Origin of the sequence: Lentzea tibetensis (assembly GCF_007845675.1) — a bacterium.
GTDB classification, from domain to species: domain Bacteria; phylum Actinomycetota; class Actinomycetes; order Mycobacteriales; family Pseudonocardiaceae; genus Lentzea; species Lentzea tibetensis.
Genome location: NZ_VOBR01000020.1, coordinates 141354 through 157113, shown reverse-complemented (window position 1 = coordinate 157113; position 15760 = coordinate 141354). Strand labels below are relative to the sequence as shown.

Sequence of the window (15760 nt, the reverse complement as noted above, 5' to 3'; positions counted from 1 at the left end):
GTCACCGAGTGCCTGGGCGGCGCGCAGGAGATCTCCGACGCCGACCTCGCCGGCCGCTACGAGACCGCGTGCGACCCGCGCCTGAACACCCAGCAGTCACTCGAGCTGGCGTTCCTGGTCGCGGAGACGCTCCGCTCCTGATCGATCACCAGCGCAGGAGCGCGAGCCCGATGGACATCCCACCGCCGAACGCGGCCAGCAGCACCAGGTCGCCCTCGCGGAAGCGTTCTCCCGCCTCGGACATCGTCACCGGTACGGACGCCGCGCCGGTGTTGCCGTAGTCCTCCACCGTGTAGTGGACATCGGCGCGCGGCAGCCCGAGCGACGGCACGATCTCCTCCAGCATGCGCAGGTTCGCCTGGTGCGGCACGAGATGGCGCACGTCCGCACCATCGATCCCGTTGTCCCGCAAGAACAGGTGGACCGCCCGCGGCAGCTCGTCGGTGACGAACTCCCGCACCCCGCGCCCGTCCATGGTGAAGTAGTGCTCGCCCGCGAGCAGCGACTCCTTGGACGGCGGGATCCGGCTGCCGCCCGCGGGCACGCGGATCCGGTCGTGCATGCCGCCGTACGTGGACAGTCCCACCGAGACGATGCCGCGTCCCGGCGGCACCGGGCCGAGCACGCACGCACCCGCGCCGTCGCCGAACAACACCGCGGTCCGGCGATCGGCCGGATCGAGGATGCGCGAGTAGACGTCCACCCCGATCACGAGTGCGAGCCCGCCGTCGGCGATCATCCGGCGCGCCGTCTCCATGCCGAAGACGAAGCCGCTGCACACGGCGTTGACGTCGAACGCCGCCGCGTTGGCCGCTCCGAGCCGGTGCTGCACCAGACTCGCGGTGGGCGGCTGCGGTGAGTCCGGTGTGGACGTCGCGACGATGATGAGCCGGAGTGCACTGGCGGACACACCTGCGTTCGCCAGCGCCCGTTCCGCCGCCAGCACGGCGAGGTCGGACGCGGCCTCGTCCTCGGCGGCCACCCGCCTGGCCCGAATGCCCGTGCGGGACTCGATCCAGCCGGGCAGCACGCCGGCGGCGGCCGCCACGGGCTCGTTCGAGACGACGTCGTGCGGCAGGTGGTGGCCGCACCCGAGCACGCCGACGGCCTTCGGGCGGCGTGGGTGGCCCGGCATGGACCACGACGCGATCGCGCAACCACACGGGCAGAAGTCGTTGCTCGTCATGACGTTCTCCTCCACTTCGGGTCGCCTTCGGATGCTAGTGAGCGCGGGTGGCGTCCCAGGGCGAGCGAAGCGAACTGAGGGGGGTGCGTGCCGGGCAATAGGGGTGCGCGAGTGCGGTTTCGCACCAATAGTTTTCGGACATGGACGAATCCGTTGTTGTGGGCATGGGCGCGATGGGCGAGGGTGCGGTTCAGGTGCTGCCCGCTCCTGATCACGTCGGCGACCTGGTCCGCGCGCACCTCGATCACGCGATCAGCCTGTGCGAACAGGGATACGCGAGCCGCGCCGACATCGACACCGCGATGCGGCTCGGATGCGGCCTGCCTGCGGGACCGCTGGAGCTCGCCGGGTACACCGGGGGACCGGTGCGGTCGGCCACGACCGCGCGCGGCAGCACGCGTGAGGTCGCTCGGGTCGGTGTCGTGGGATCGGGAACGATGGCCTGCGGTATCACGGAGGTCTTCGCCACCAACGGCTTTCCCGTCACGCTCGTCGCACGCACCCCGGCCCGCGCGAGGAGTGCGTTCGACGTCGTCGATGGCTCGCTCGCGCGCGCAATGCGCCGCGGCCGCATCACCGACGAGGTCCGCGAGAGCGCGATCAGCGCCGTGCACGTGACCACCGACCTCGCCGAGCTGGCCGAGTGCGACCTGCTGATCGAGGCGGTGGCCGAGGACCTCGACGTCAAGCGCACGGTGCTGACCGCGGTGGACGCCGTCGCCCGGCCCGGCGCGGTGCTGGCGACCAGCACGTCGAGCCTGTCCGTCACCGCGTGCGCGGCCGCCACGAGCCGCCCGGCCGACGTGCTGGGGCTGCACTTCTTCAACCCGGCGCCGCACATGCGCCTGGTGGAGGTCGTCCCCGCGGCGGGCACGGCCGCCGATGTGGTGGCGACCGCGTGTTCGGTGGTGCGCGGCATGGGCAAGGAACCGATCGTGTGCGGCGACCGCGCGGGCTTCATCGTGAACTACCTGTTGTTCCCCTACCTCAACGACGCGGTCCGGCTTTTGGACCGTTGCGAACCGGATGCGGTCGACAGCGAGGTCGTGTCCAGGTTCGGCTACCCGATGGGACCGTTCAAGCTGCTCGACACGATCGGCCTCGACGTCTCGCTCGCGATCCTGACCAGGCTGGACGAGGAGTTCCCCGGCGCAGGCCACGCACCTCACGAGCGACTGGTCTCCCTGGTCGCTCGGGGCAGGCTGGGACGCAAGACCGGTGCGGGCTTCTACGACTGGCCCGTCGGATGATCAGCGGTACGGCGGATCTGGTGGTCGTGATCGGAGACCCGGTCGCACAGGTGCGCGCACCAGCGCTGCTCAACGCGGCGTTCGCCCGGCTCGGCGTCGACGGGGTGACCGTCCCGCTGCACGTCGCGCCTCCCCAGCTCGAGAACGTCCTCTCCGCGTTGGGTGCGGTGGAGAATCTCCGCGGCGTGTTGCTGACCGTGCCGCACAAACTGGCCGCGTGCGCGTTCGCCGACCGCAGGAGCGCGGCAGCGGAGCAGGCGGGCAGTGCGAACGCGTTGTGGCGCGCGCCGAACGGCAGGTGGCACGCCGAGAACTTCGACGGCCTCGGGTTCGTCACCGGTCTGCAGGACGAAGGACGCCGGGTCGAAGGTCGCGACGTCGCGCTGTTCGGAGCAGGAGGAGCGGGCCGCGCGATCGCACCCGCGCTGCTCGACGCCGGTGCGGCGTCCATCGCCGTGTTCGATCCCGACGAGGCCCGCGTGGACGAGCTGCGCACGCGCGCTGAACGCTGGTGGCCCGGTCGCGTGCGGCGAGGCGGAGTAGCCGACCTCGCTCAGATCGACGTCGCCGTGAACGCCACTCCGCTGGGCATGCGGCCCGGCGACGACCTGCCGTTCGATCCGGCGAAGCTGGCCGGCGGAACGCTGGTCGCGGACATCGTGATGGAACCGGAGATCACCCGGCTGCTGCACGCCGCGGCCGAACTGGGGCTGCCGACGCACCAGGGCATCCACATGCTCAGCGGGCAGATCGACCACTACCTGAGCTTCTTCGGACTGCGGAACTGATCATGGTGTGGTTTCGCCGTGCCAGTGGTCGGGAATCCGTTCGGGGCTGGCGGATGCCCAGCACTGCACCGATGGCCCCGGACCCCGGCGTCGGAGATTCGTTCCGATACCGGAGGTAGGCACTTGAACACGCAAGTCCGCGCCGACGTCGCGCCGGAACCGATGCTCGCCGGTGAGAAGACGGCGACCGAGATGTGGCTGGTCAAGGTCTTCGCCGTCGTGCCGGCGCTCGCACTCGTGGCCGCTGTCCCGTTGGCCTGGGGATGGGGTCTTGGTTGGACGGACATCGCTCTGGCGGTGTTCTTCTACACCCTGACCTGCCTCGGCGCGACGGTCGGATTCCACCGCTACTTCACCCACGGCGCGTTCACCGCGAACCGGGGCCTGCGGATCGCGCTGGCGGTCACAGGCAGCATGGCGATGCAGGGGCCGATCATCGGCTGGGTCGCCGACCACCGCCGCCACCACGCCTTCGCCGACCGCGAAGGCGATCCGCATTCCCCGTGGAGGTACGGCACGTCGGCCGGTGCGCTCGTCAAGGGGTTCTGGCACGCGCACATGGGCTGGATGTTCGGACGGGACAAGACCAACGCCGTTCGGTTCGCGCCCGACCTGCTCGCCGACAACGACATCCAGCGCGTCGACCGGCTCTTCCCGGTGCTGACCGTCGCGACGCTGCTGCTGCCCGCGGTGGCGGGCGGCCTGATCAGCTGGAGCTGGTGGGGCGCGGTGACCGCCTTCTTCTGGGCCAGCCTCGTCCGGGTCGCCGTCCTGCACCACGTGACGTGGTCGGTGAACTCGATCTGTCACATGATCGGTGACCGGCCGTTCGAGGCCAGGGACAAGTCGGCGAACTTCTGGCCGCTCGCGATCCTGTCGATGGGGGAGTCGTGGCACAACTCCCACCACGCCGACCCCACCTGCGCGCGCCACGGGGTCCGCCGGGGCCAGATCGACATCTCCGCACGGCTGATCCGGGTGTTCGAACTGCTGGGCTGGGCGACCAAGGTCCGCTGGCCGAGGCCGGAACGACTGGCGCGCAAGCTGAAGGCGACCACGCCATGACCGGGCAATCGCACTGAGGCAGGCCGCCACGGGCAATGCAGCTCAGGGCGCGGGCAGGACGTTCCGGGCCGCAGCCCTGCTCCACTCGACCAGGAGCAGTGTGGCGTCGTCCTGGAGTTGCCCGCGCTGGTGGTCGAGGACGGCACGGGCCACGCGACGCAGCGTCTCGGGTGGGGACAGCCCGGCCGCTTCGTGGAGTTCGGTGAGATCGACCAGGCGGTCGACGCCGAACTGCTCGCCCCGCGGGTCACGCGCCTCGGTGACGCCATCGCTGTGGAACAGGATCCGGTCATCGGCCTGGAGTTGTTCACGCCCGAGCTGCGGCTTCGACTTCGCGAGGTGGCCGAGGCCGAGTGGCGGGTGGATCGTGCCGCTCAGTGCTTTCACCATCCTGCCCCCGCGCAACAGGAGTGCGGGCGGGTGTCCCGCGACGAAGTAGTGCAAGACCCCGGTCGCGAGATCGAGTTCGGCCAGCACCGCCGTCGCGAACGGAGCCTTCAGGCCCGCGGTCGCCTGCTGCCGCACGGCCTCGTCGGCCAGCTCGGCTCCTTCGAGCAGCCCGAGGCCGTTGCGGCGGGCGTTGCGGGTGGCCGCCAGCGCCACGGCGGTGGTGAGGCCCGCGTGCATGTCGTGCCCCATCGCGTCGAAGATCGCGACGCGGGCGCGGCCGTTGTCGACGGAGTAGTCGTAGCCGTCGCCGCCCACCGAGTGGTAGGGCTCCATCACGGCCGTGACCACCAGCTCGTCGCAGGCGAAGGTCTGTGGTGGCAACAGCTGCCACAGCAGTTCGGACGCCACGGAGAACGGCGTGGCGCGGCGGACCACGTGCAGGAAGTCGCTGTAGTGCAGCTTGCTCATGACGAGGTGCCCGAGCAGGCCGGCGAGCACCCAGCACTGCTCGCGAATCCAGTGGTCGTCCGGGTCGGCTCCGGTGGGCAGGGTCGCCTGCAGCACGCCCAGCCGTTCGGTGCCGTTCAGCACCGGCACCCACAGGTATCCCGGCGTGGCGTGCACGGCGATGATCTCGGTTCGCTGGAACGCGCGCCCGGCTGTGGTGGAGTCCACCAGCAGCGGTGGCCCGGCTTCGGCTCGCACCGGCTGCAACCGCTGCTGGCCGACGTCGGTGAGGTACAGCTGCACCACCACGCCGACGCGGGCGGTCGCGTCGTCCACCAGCTTCGCCAGGTCACCAGCGGTGGTCAGGTGGGCGCCGTTGATGATCTGGCGGAACAGGGCGTGCCAGGGTTCCACTCGTTCGATCACTTTTCGCAGCGTAGACCTGCCGAACCGGGGGTTTCGCGACCAGCCCAGCCGGGGTACACGCTCGACGCGTCAAGCAGTCGGCGCGTCGAGCGCACGGCGGAGTAGAAGCAGGCGATGGCGCATGGATCTGGATTTCGATCTCGACTTCGACTTCGACGACAGCTTGGCGCGCGGCCTGAGCTGCTACGTCCGGCTGGTCACCGAGGCGCTGGGCTTGCGCGGCGACAGCTCGTTCGTGGAGGCGCAACGTCCGGCCAACGCCTACGTGGCACTGGACGGACAGCTGCCCGACTTCCCCGATCACGACGTCGCGTTGCTCTGGGACGAGCGAAACGGGTGGGCGGCGGCGATCGAGAGCACCGGCGGCAGCACCCTCGTCGTGGTCGCACGACTCGAGCAGGACCGGTTGCCGCCGCCCCCGACCGTCGTGCGGTGGGTCATGAGTCTCTTCCGGCAGGACGAGGGCGCCACCACCGCGTTCGTGCCGGCACCGAGAACGCGTGGTGCCGCTGACTGAATCCACTGTGGACTGTCGTCGACCTACTTCTTCGGCACGATCGTGACGGGCACGTCCACCCGAGTCGAGCCCGTGGTCGCGGTGATGGTGCCGTTGCTCGCTTTCGGACCTGCGAGCAGGCGGAAGACGAACGTCACCGAAGCGCCCGCGGCCAGCTCCTGCTCGGCGGTGCACGTCACGGTGCCCTTGCCCGCCGGGCACCCGACGGATCCCGCAGGAGGGTTGCCCGGACCGACCACCTTGACGTCGTCGGGCAGGGACAGCGTCAACGTGATGGGCGGCGCGGGCGCCGAACCGGTGTTGCGGATGGTGACGGGGAAGTCGGTGGGTGGTCCGCCGGTGGACGTGGTGAACCCGTCGGGCGCGGTCGCGACGAACGAGGGTGCGGCGGCGGGCGTGGTGGTTCGCGGTGCGACGGTGTTCGACCCGCCTGTCGTGGTCGGCGTCGCGGAGCCCGTCGAGGTGGGGGCGGACGAGCCGCTCCGCACCTGCGTCGTCGTACCGGCGCTGGTGCCCGACGGTGGTGGTGCGACGGCGGTCGTCGGGATGGCCGTGGGAGCGGGCGCATCCATCATCCCCACGGCGAACGCGATCACGAGTGCTGTGGTCGACGCACCCACACCGAGCAGCGCGGGCGTCGAGGCGGCCACCGCCGCGCCCGCTTTGGCCGTCCCGGCCAGGTAGCCGGCGGTGCCCGCGCCGAGCACGAGTGGCGCGACGACGCCGCGCAGCGCGCCGTTGACGTCGGCCAGCTCGGTGGCGAGAGCCCGGCAGGTGCCGCAGGTGTCGAGATGCGCGTCGAGCTGGGCGGACTCGCGCCTGGACAGACCGCCGCGAGTCCACGCGCCCAGGTTGTCGACCGTGGCACGGCACCGCGCGGAGGGACTGTCCGCGACGTGCGCCTGGAGGTAAGCCTTCCGCAGACCTTCACGGGCCCGGTGGGCCATCGCGGAGACACCGTTGGGCGTCAGGCCGAACAACGGCGCGACATCGCCCGGTGACTGACCCTCGATCGCGGTGTGCCACAACACGTTCTGCCAGCGCTCGGGAAGGGTGGCGAAAGCCCTGGCGACGAGCGTCCGGTCCAGCTCCGCGACCGCCGTGTCGTGGAACGGCACGCTGGTGACCCGTTCGGCGCCGGGTAGGGCCGCCACGTCGTCGGCCAGTTCGAGCCTGCGATCCCGCCGGAACTTGTCGTAGGCGAGGTGGCGCACCGCGGTGAGCAGGTAGGGGCGGAACGCCGAGTCGGGCCCGCCGCCCGCGCGCAGCGTGGTGAGCACCTTCGCGAAGGCGTCCGACACCAGGTCGTCGGCGTCGACCGGCGACCTGGACAGGTGGAGGGCCAGGTTGTGGGCGGCGCGCACGTGCCGCGAGTAGAGCTCGCTGTAGGCCTGGATCGTCCCGCCGCGCACGGCTTCGATCAGCTCGGCGTCGGAGGAGAGGTGCGCGGACTCCTCCGCGCCGTCCACACCGAGTGCGCGGTCGAGGTCGGCGCGCATCGTCGCCTGGTCACCGGTGCGCCACCGCGCCACGTCACGTTCGTCGGGCTGCCCGAGCACGGGGGTCGCCGCCTTCTCAATGCCAAGAATGATGAGCGTTCCGCTCTGCAGTCCACCTTGCCACGCCTATCACCGCTGTTCGTCAGGCCGATGCGCGGTTACGCCCCTCGGGTGCTGGAGGTTAGTCCGGTAGCAGCGGCACCGAGATGCCCGTGTCGCGGCCGAGCAGTGCCGCCCTCGTCACCGCCGAGGTGCCGAAGCGGTCCCGCACGTGGTCCAGCGCGGAGTCGAGCGCGCCCGGCTCGTGGTCGGAGAACGGCAGCATCAGCTGGATCGCGTCGTCGTCGTGGAGGTTGGCCAGTGACACGCCCAGCAACGTGATGCCGCGGCTCGTGATGGTGGGCATCGCGGCGGCGAGCAGCAGCCTCGCCGTCGTCAGCAGCAACTCCGTCTCCGTGGTCGGGTGCGGCAACGTGTGCGAGCGGGTCGCCCGCGTGAAGTCGGCGAAGCGCAGGCGGAGCACCACCGTCCGGCACGCGCGGTGGGCGGTGCGCAGGCGTCGCGACACGCGGTCGATGAGCGAGGCCAGGATCGCCTCCAGATCGTCCGGCGTTCGCGGCCTGCGGCCCAGCGCCCGTTGCGAGCCGATCGAGCGGCGGCGCCTGCCCACCTGCACCGGGCGCGGGTCGCGGTTGTGCGCCAACGCGTGCAGGTGCCTGCCTGCCGCCGCACCCAGCATCGTGACCAGGGTGCGCTCGTCCAGCTGGGCGACCTGGCCGACGGTGTCGATCTCGCGCGCGTGCAGCTTCGCCGCGGTCACCTCGCCGACGCCCCACAGCCGCTCGACCGGCAACGGGTGGAGGAACTCGAGCTCGCGGTCCGCGGGCACGACCAGCAGGCCGTCGGGCTTGGCGACCGCGCTCGCGACCTTGGCCAGGAACTTCGTCCTGGCCACCCCGACGGTGATCGGCAGGCCGACCCGCTCGAGCACCTCCCTGCGCAACCGCTCGGCGATCACCTCCGGCGGACCGGAGATCCTGTGCAGGCCGCCGACGTCCAGGAACGCCTCGTCGATCGAAAGGCCCTCGACCAGGGGTGTCGTGTCGCGGAACACCTCGAAGACCGCCTTGCTCGCGGCGGAGTACGCCGACATCCGCGGAGGCACGACGATCGCGTGCGGGCACAGCCGCAGCGCCCGTGCGCCACCCATCGCGGTGCGCACCCCGAGGTTCTTGGCCTCGTAGCTCGCGGCCAGCACCACGCCGCCGCCCACGATCACCGGCCGGCCGCGCAGACGTGGGTCGTCCCGTTGCTCGACGGAGGCGTAGAACGCGTCCAGATCGGCGTGCAGGATGGGCGTCGTGCTCACGAACACATGTTCGCATCAATCGTCCTGTGTGCACACTAACGGGCGAACTGGAACCAGTTCACGTTCGCCAGGTCGCCACCCGTCCCGCCGGTCGCCACCAGGTACAGCCGGTGCACGCCGGTCGCTCCACTCGCGGTCGCGGTGCGGCTCGTCCACGCCTGCCAGCCGCCGGTGCTCGCCGCCGGCACCGTCGCGACCAGCGGGCCCGTCGGGCTGTCCAGCCGGTACTGCAGCGTTCCGCCCGCCGTGGAGCCGGACGCCAGCCGGGTGACCACCGAGGTCGGCGGAGTCGCACCGAAGTCCACGTCCGCGTAGGCCACGTAGTCGCCCGGCGTGAGGTAGCCGACGTTCTGCCCGCAGCCCGAGTCCGTGCAGCGCTCGACCTGCGTGCCGCGCTGTTCGTCGTAGTAGCTCGCGCCGATCAGGGCGTAAGCGTTCTGCGTCGCCGGGAACCGGTCGCCGAAGCCGTAGGCGAACAGCGGCGTCTTGCCGTCGCCGGCGTTGATCGGCTGCTGGCTCGCGCTCTGCATCCAGCTGAACGGCAGCGCGCCGGTGGGCCGGTAATCGCCGAACAGCACGTCCGCGACGCCGTTGCCCTCGGTGCCCGGCAGCCAGGCCGCGACCAGCGCGTGCCAGCCGGACAACTGGGCCGCGATGTCCAGCGGCCTGCCGGACACGAGCACCACCACGACCGGAACACCGGACGCCCGAAGCGTCGCCAACGTCGCCAGGTCTTCGCTGTCGAGGCCCATGCCGCCGGTCCGGTCGCCCGCGCCCTCCGCGTACGGCGTCTCGCCGACGACGGCGATCGCGGCCTGGTAGCTGCCGTCGATCCCGGTGCCGTTGCGGTTGTAGGTCACCGTCGTCGAGGCTGACACCGCGGAGCGGATGCCTTGCAGCACCGTGGTTCCCGGCTGCGTCGGACCGCTGCCGCCCTGCCAGGTCAAGGTCCAGCCGCCGCTCTGGTAGCCGATGTTGTCGGCGCTCTTGCCCGCCACGAACACCTTGCTCGCCGTCTTCGGCAGCGGCAGCACGCCGTTCTGGTTCTTCAGCAGCACCTGCGACTTGCGCACGGCCTCCCGCGCGATCTGCCGATGGGCGGCGCTGCCGACCGACGGCGTGAACGCGCGGTCGGTCAACGGCTTCTCGAACAGGCCCAGCTCGAACTTCTTGGTGAGGATGCGCCGGTTGGCGTCGTCGATGCGCGACATCGGCACCCGGCCCGCCTGCACCTCGGCCTTGAGCAGGGTGATGAACGACCGCCACTCGGCCGGCACCATGATCATGTCCAGGCCCGCGTTGATCGCGGTGCGGACCTCGGTCGCGGTGAACCCCGGCTGGCCGTCGATCTGGTCGATGGCGTTCCAGTCCGACACCACCAGGCCGCTGAAGCCCAGCTCGTTCTTCAGCACGTCGGTGATCAGGTACTTGTGGCCGTGCGTCTTCGTGCCGTTCCAGCTGCTGTAGGTGATCATCACCGAACCGGCGCCCCGCGCGACGGCCTCGCGGAACGGCGGCAGGTGCACCGCGCGCAGCTCGGCTTCGCTGATCTGGGTGTTGCCCTGGTCGTCACCGCCGGTGGTGCCGCCGTCGCCGATGTAGTGCTTGGCCGTGGCCAGCACCGAACCGGGATCGGACAGCTTGGCGCCCTGCAGGCCGGTGATGAGCGTGGTCATCGAGGACGCGATCTCCGGCTGCTCGCCGAACGACTCGTAGGTGCGGCCCCAGCGGTCGTTGCGGGCGACGCACAGGCACGGCGCGAAGTCCCAGTCGATGCCGGTGCCCGACACCTCCTCCGCGGTGGCGCGCCCGATCCGCTGCACCAGCGCCGGGTCGCGGGTCGCGCCGAGGCCGATGTTGTGCGGGAAGATCGTGGCGCCGACGACGTTGTTGTGACCGTGCACGGCGTCCACGCCGTAGATCAGCGGGATCCCCAGCGGCGTGGCGGTCGCCGCGCGCTGGAACCCGTCGTACATGTTCGCCCACGACGTGGCGTTGTTCGGTGAAGGCGCGGAACCCCCGCCGGAGAGCAGCGAGCCGATCCGGAAGGTGGTCAGGTCGGCCGCGCTGACCGCGTTCCGCTCGGCCTGCGTCATCTGCCCGACCTTCTCGTCGAGCGACATCCGGCCGAGCAGGTCGGCGACGCGCGCGGCGACCGGCTGGCTCGGGTCCTGGTAGATCGGATCGGCGGCGGAGGCGGTACCGGTGTCGACGACAGCGGCAGCCAGGAGGATCACGGCCGCGACGAGGGAGCGCATGGGCAGACCTCCGGTGTGAGGTCCTGTTCACGTTGCCGCACAACAGGTTTCGTCGAGCGTAACGCGTGTTCACCCAGTGGTGTAGACCATTGGCGACCGGAACGAGTACCGGTTCAGGCCGCGCGGCGCCTGCTGACCGGCCGCAGCCGCACCCGTCGCTGAGACCGCGTCCGCGTCCCCGGTTCCGGCGCGTCGGCCGCCCCCGTTTCGGCGCCGGGGGAGTCGGAGGTGCTGACGGGCGTGCGGCCGTGTGGATCACGGTTGCCGCGGTGCACGATCACGAGCAGCGCGAGTCCCAGTATCAGCAGGGCGTGCGTGGTGACGCGGGAGACGGTGGCGGCGCCACCGAGGAGATCGCTCGCGGAGAACGGGATCAGCACCGCCACGAACGCGCCGACGACGGGCAGCAGGCCGCTCGCGGCGGCCGGACGCAGTGCGGTCCACAGCAGTCCGAGGCCCAGCGCGAGGTTCCACGCGGTGCTCTCGTTGAACAGGTGGCTGCTGTCGACGCCCGTGGAGTGGCCGCTGTGCGCTGACTCGCCGGTGCCGAGGATCTGGGCGAGACCGATGGTCAGCTGGGCGACGGCGACGCCGCCGAGCAGCATCCGCGGCAGCCAGCCCCGTGGCCGGGGTGGCTCGATGACGGGCGCCGCGTCGAGGATGGCGGCGGTGAGGTCCGGAACGGGCGTCGCGGGCCGGAGGCGCAGCGTGCGGGTGAGCGCCGCGGCCTGGTCCTGCCAGGCACGGCAGTCCGCGCACTCCGCCAGGTGCCCTTCGACCTGGTCAGCGGGCGCCGATTCGGGTTCGCCGTCCAGTCTGGCCGACAGCGCTTCACGGCAGGTGTCGCAGTCCACGTAGAGATTGTCGGACATCGGGAGTTAACAGTTCCCGCCAATTGGTGGGTTACTCTCCCGACCGTGTCGACTTCGCGCGGTGACGACGCAGCGGTGACAGCACTCGCGCTGGCCGCTGGATCGGGTGACCGAACTGCCCTTGAGCAGTTCATTCGTGCTACGCAGCGTGATGTCTGGCGACTGAGCGCGCACCTGGCCAACGTCGGTGTCGCGGACGACCTGACGCAGGAGGTCTACCTGCGGGCACTGCGCAGCCTGCCGGGCTTCGAGGGACGCGCCTCGGCGCGGACGTGGTTGTTGTCGATCGCCCGGCGAACCGTGGTCGACCACATCCGGGCCGCGGTGGCGCGGCCGTCGATCGCCTGGTCGGCGGACTACCAGCTCGCCTCGGACGCGGACCGGTTCGCCGAGCACGGCCGAAACGCGGGGTTCGAGGACGTCGTCGAGCTCAACGTCATGCTGTCCGGACTGGCGCCGGAACGCCGCGAAGCGCTCCTGCTGACCCAGGTGCTCGGCCTGTCCTACGCCGAGGCCGCCGAGGTCAGCGGCTGCCCGATCGGCACGGTCCGGTCGCGCGTCGCACGTGCTCGTGAAGATCTGATCAGCGGCCAGGAGCACACCGACGCCGGAGTGATCTGACCGGGAACCAGCACGGCCGATCACCCGACTAGTGGGCGTGGAGAAGGCTCACCTGCGCGACCGCGCCGCGGTGCCCGTGCTGACGACGGCGGCGATGACCTCGTCGATGCTGCCGTTGTTCCTGCTGGGTGCGCTCGCGCCCGCGTTGGTGACCGAGTTCGGCATCGCCCGTCCGCTGCTCGGCGTGCTCGTCACCGCGGGCTTCGGCGTGGCCGCCGCGCTGTCTCTGATGATCGGACCCGTGGTCGACGCCGTGGGGCCGCGCCGGTCGGTGATCGCGTTGTTCGCCGCGAGCGCGGTCGCGTTGGCGGTCTTCTCGTCGGCCCCGCACTACGCGGTGCTCGTAGTGGCTGTCGCGATCGGCGGAGTCCCGCAGGCGCTGGCGAACCCGTCGACGAACAAGTTGATCGCGACCGCGGTGCCCCCGCCGCGACGGCCGGTGCTGCTCGGGATCAAGCAGTCCGGGGTGCAGCTCGGCGCGTTCGTCGCCGGACTTCCGCTGGCCTGGCTGGCCGACGCGGTCGACTGGCGGGTCGCGGTCGGCGTGCCGGCGGGCTGCGCGGCACTCGCGGCCGTCGCGAGCCTGGTGTTGCCGCACGACACCGCACCGGTGCGGGTGCCGACGATCAAGGTGTCGCTGGCCGCCGAGCCCGTGGTGTGGCTGCTGGCGGGTTTCTCGGTGTTGCTGGGCTGCGGGATCGCGGCGGTCAACACCTACGTCGCCTTGTTCGCGACGCAGGAGCTCTCGTACTCCGCGCCGGCCGCGGCGGGGTTGGTCGCGGTGCTGGGCGTCGTCGGGATCGCGGGCCGGATCTGGTGGGCGCGCGTCGTGTCCGCAGGCAGGCAACCGATGTCGCTGCTGGCGCCGTTGGCACTGGTCGCCGCGGCCGCTCCGGTGCTGTTGCTGGCCGCCAACGCGGTGCTGGCGTGGCTGGCCGTCGCCGTGGTCGGCGCGTGCGCGGTGGCGGCGAACGCGGTGTCGGTGCTCGCCGTCGTCGGAGCGTCGACGCCGGCGCAGCTGGGCCGGAACTCCGCGCTCGTGGCGGCCGGGTTCTTCGCCGGATTCGCCGTCGGGCCACCGTTGTTCGGCCTGCTCGTCGAGGTGTCCGGGAGCTACTCGGCCGGGTGGGCGTTGGTAGCGGCCGAGTGCGCGGCGGCCGCGGCGGTGGTCAAGTGGTCGCAGGGGTGAACCTGCGCGACCGGGTCGAGCAGACGCTCGCCGAGGTCGGCGACCGGTTTCCGCTCCACGCGGACCCGGTCGGCGGACTGTGGCGCACGACCGCGCGCGGATCGTGGACGGCGGGGTTCTGGGTGGGCCTGCTGTCGTTGTTCGGCCACCCGGAAACGCCGCGCTGGAACGCGCGTCTGGAGTGCTGGTCCGATGCGGACACGGTGCTGCAGGGCATGATCTTCTGGTACGGGCGGAGCGACGCGGACCTGGCCGTGCGAGCGGCGAAGTCGCTGGTCTCGCGGTTCGACGCGGGAACCGGCCTGGTGCCGTGGGGCGATGCGATCGGCCAGGACACCGGCATCCGGGCGGACGGTGCGGCGGGTGTGGTGCCGCTGCTGGCCTGGGCCGGTTTCCACGACGTCGCACGGTCCCACCTCGACCAGCACCTCGAGCTGCACCCGCTGGAGCGGTGGAGCCGGGGGAGGGCGTGGTTGCTGCTCGCCGCGGCGGATGCGGTGCTGTGGCTCGGTGACGACTACCGCGACCGGGCCGAGACCATGGCGGACGAGTGGCTGGAGTCTGAGGACAGCTCGGCCGAGGCGATCGCCGCGGTCGCCGTGGTGAAGCTGGGCCGTGACGTCTCGCCGATGCTGGATCGCCTGGCGGAGCGCCACTTCGTCGACGGCAGGCTGCTGGGCGGCCGCTACGAGGAGCTCGTGAACCACGAGCTCGTGTGGGGAACCTTCTTCTTCGCGCTCGCGCTGGCCATGTCGGAGGGCAGGCTCAGTCCGCACGACCTCTAGCCAGCACGCGGCGAGCGGTCGCCGAGACGTGCAGCTCGTCGGCGCCGTCGAGGATCCGGGCGGTGCGCGCGATGCGGGACAGCATCGGCAACGGCGTGTCCGGGCCGAGTCCTTCCGCGCCGAACACCTGGGTCGCCGAGTCGGTGACCTGCTGCAGCGTCCGAGCGGCGGCGACCTTGGCCAGGCCGATCTCCGTGCGTGCATCCTGTTCCGCGGCAACGAGTTCGGCCGCCTGACGGGTGAGCGCCCGAGCCGAGCGGATGGCGAGCAGCGCTTCGAAGACGTGCTGCTGCACCAGTTGCCGGTCGGCGAGCGCGCTGCCGCGGACCTGCCTCGTGGTGGCGCGGGCGCACATCAGCTCGAACGCGCGCTCCGCCTGGCCGATCCAGCGCAGGCACCGCAGCGTCCGGCCGAGCGCCAGCCGGGTGCCCGCGATCGCCAGCCCGTCACCACCTTCGCCGAGCAGGTGCTCCGCGGGGACGAAGACCTCCGCCACCTCGATCTCGAACTGCCCTGAGGCGCCGAGCACCGGAATCTCCCGCACCACGCGGAAACCGGGCGAGCCGGTGGGGACGACGAACAACGAGCCACCGGCCAGCACCGTCACGTAGGCGGCGGTTCCGGCGCCGGTCGTGAACCACTTGCGCCCGCTCAGCACCCAACCGCCTGCCACCCGTGCGGCGGTCGTTCGCGACGCGGCGGGATCGGAACCGGCGACACCGGGCTCGGTCATCGCATAGCTGCCGGTGATCTCCCCGGCCACCAAGGACTTCAGGTAGCGCTCGCGAACCGCCTCGCTCGCGTGCGCGCGGAACATGCGGACGTCGAGCAGGCTCGCCGACCCGAGCGCCGTCGGACCGTGGTCACTGCGGCCTTCTGCTTCCGCGAGGCCGAAGTACGTGGCGAGGTCGAGTCCACCGCCTCCCAGCTCGCGGGGGAGTGGCAACGCCCACAGGCCCGCCGACTTCGCCAGCTCACGCAATCGGGCCAGCTCGGCGTGCGCGGAGTCGCCGTCGAGCACCGTCTCAACAGGCTGCACGTGGTCGCGCACGAAAGCCGAGATCCGTTCCAGCACAAGCAGTCTCCTCATCGCCGGGA

At 71.3% G+C, this 15760-nt stretch carries 15 protein-coding genes and 1 pseudogene; 8 read left to right on the top strand and 8 right to left on the bottom strand.

All coding sequences use genetic code 11. From position 1 onward, the window contains the following. A partial coding sequence (locus FKR81_RS28480; RefSeq protein WP_146356317.1) for a 3-deoxy-7-phosphoheptulonate synthase occupies nucleotides 1–141 on the top strand: 141 nt, incomplete at its 5' end. 4 nt (nucleotides 142–145) lie between these two features. Here FKR81_RS28480 and FKR81_RS28475 read toward each other — a convergent pair. Continuing rightward, nucleotides 146–1186: a 3-oxoacyl-ACP synthase III family protein gene (locus FKR81_RS28475; protein ID WP_235921823.1), complete on the bottom strand. Its 1041-nt coding sequence runs from the start codon at nucleotides 1184–1186 to the stop codon at nucleotides 146–148. 140 nt (nucleotides 1187–1326) lie between these two features. Between FKR81_RS28475 and FKR81_RS28470 the strand changes: the two genes are divergently transcribed. From FKR81_RS28470 to FKR81_RS28460, 3 genes are all read left to right on the top strand, one after another. Beyond that, nucleotides 1327–2436 (top strand): 3-hydroxyacyl-CoA dehydrogenase family protein, encoded by a 1110-nt coding sequence (locus FKR81_RS28470; protein ID WP_146356314.1) that lies wholly within the window; start codon nucleotides 1327–1329, stop codon nucleotides 2434–2436. 20 nt (nucleotides 2437–2456) lie between these two features. Continuing rightward, nucleotides 2457–3224, top strand: a complete 768-nt coding sequence (locus tag FKR81_RS28465; protein ID WP_235921822.1) for a shikimate dehydrogenase family protein — start codon at nucleotides 2457–2459, stop codon at nucleotides 3222–3224. 162 nt (nucleotides 3225–3386) lie between these two features. Further along, complete coding sequence (locus FKR81_RS28460) at nucleotides 3387–4289, top strand: acyl-CoA desaturase (protein WP_146356354.1); 903 nt, start codon at nucleotides 3387–3389, stop codon at nucleotides 4287–4289. Nucleotides 4290–4331: 42 nt separating this feature from the next. On the opposite strand, the gene FKR81_RS28455 is transcribed toward FKR81_RS28460, so the two are convergent. Continuing rightward, nucleotides 4332–5552, bottom strand: coding sequence for a PP2C family protein-serine/threonine phosphatase (locus FKR81_RS28455; RefSeq protein ID WP_235921821.1), 1221 nt, complete (start codon nucleotides 5550–5552; stop codon nucleotides 4332–4334). A 121-nt stretch (nucleotides 5553–5673) separates the two neighbouring features. On the opposite strand from FKR81_RS28455, the gene FKR81_RS28450 reads away from it, so the two are divergent. Then, complete coding sequence (locus FKR81_RS28450; protein WP_146356310.1) at nucleotides 5674–6069, top strand: DUF6292 family protein; 396 nt, start codon at nucleotides 5674–5676, stop codon at nucleotides 6067–6069. Between the two features lie 23 nt (nucleotides 6070–6092). On the opposite strand, the gene FKR81_RS28445 is transcribed toward FKR81_RS28450, so the two are convergent. The 5 genes and pseudogenes from FKR81_RS28445 to FKR81_RS28430 all read right to left on the bottom strand — a co-directional run bounded on the left by FKR81_RS28445 (nucleotide 6093) and on the right by FKR81_RS28430 (nucleotide 12067). Further along, a complete protein-coding gene (locus FKR81_RS28445; RefSeq protein ID WP_146356308.1) occupies nucleotides 6093–7628 on the bottom strand; it encodes a sigma-70 family RNA polymerase sigma factor in 1536 nt (511 codons plus the stop codon). Between the two features lie 121 nt (nucleotides 7629–7749). Then, on the bottom strand, nucleotides 7750–8943 hold the full coding sequence (gene dinB / locus FKR81_RS28440; RefSeq protein WP_146356306.1) for a DNA polymerase IV: 1194 nt from the start codon (nucleotides 8941–8943) through the stop codon (nucleotides 7750–7752). Between the two features lie 29 nt (nucleotides 8944–8972). Further along, the gene (locus FKR81_RS45235) at nucleotides 8973–9359 is read right to left on the bottom strand and encodes a carbohydrate-binding protein (protein WP_235921825.1); all 387 of its coding nucleotides are present in this window, start codon (nucleotides 9357–9359) and stop codon (nucleotides 8973–8975) included. Nucleotides 9360–9386: 27 nt separating this feature from the next. Continuing rightward, a pseudogene (locus tag FKR81_RS28435) lies at nucleotides 9387–11195 on the bottom strand (glycoside hydrolase family 3 protein); the annotation flags it as partial. Nucleotides 11196–11308: 113 nt separating this feature from the next. Next, nucleotides 11309–12067, bottom strand: coding sequence for a zf-HC2 domain-containing protein (locus tag FKR81_RS28430; protein WP_146356302.1), 759 nt, complete (start codon nucleotides 12065–12067; stop codon nucleotides 11309–11311). Nucleotides 12068–12112: 45 nt separating this feature from the next. Here FKR81_RS28430 and sigC point away from each other — a divergent pair, with 45 nt between their 5' ends. The 3 genes from sigC to FKR81_RS28415 are packed head-to-tail and all read left to right on the top strand — an operon-like array spanning nucleotide 12113 to nucleotide 14662. Beyond that, nucleotides 12113–12688, top strand: a complete 576-nt coding sequence (gene sigC, locus FKR81_RS28425) for an RNA polymerase sigma factor SigC (protein ID WP_146356300.1) — start codon at nucleotides 12113–12115, stop codon at nucleotides 12686–12688. A 37-nt stretch (nucleotides 12689–12725) separates the two neighbouring features. Next, the gene (locus FKR81_RS28420; RefSeq protein ID WP_222598430.1) at nucleotides 12726–13877 is read left to right on the top strand and encodes an MFS transporter; all 1152 of its coding nucleotides are present in this window, start codon (nucleotides 12726–12728) and stop codon (nucleotides 13875–13877) included. Further along, nucleotides 13862–14662 (top strand): sugar ABC transporter permease, encoded by an 801-nt coding sequence (locus FKR81_RS28415; protein ID WP_146356298.1) that lies wholly within the window; start codon nucleotides 13862–13864, stop codon nucleotides 14660–14662. Before FKR81_RS28420 ends, FKR81_RS28415 begins: the two co-directional genes overlap by 16 nt. On the opposite strand, the gene FKR81_RS28410 is transcribed toward FKR81_RS28415, so the two are convergent. Beyond that, entirely contained in the window at nucleotides 14643–15752 is a 1110-nt protein-coding gene (locus tag FKR81_RS28410; RefSeq protein ID WP_146356296.1) for an acyl-CoA dehydrogenase family protein, read from the bottom strand. The two genes, FKR81_RS28415 and FKR81_RS28410, sit on opposite strands and share 20 nt — an antisense overlap. Nucleotides 15753–15760 lie beyond the last annotated feature (8 nt).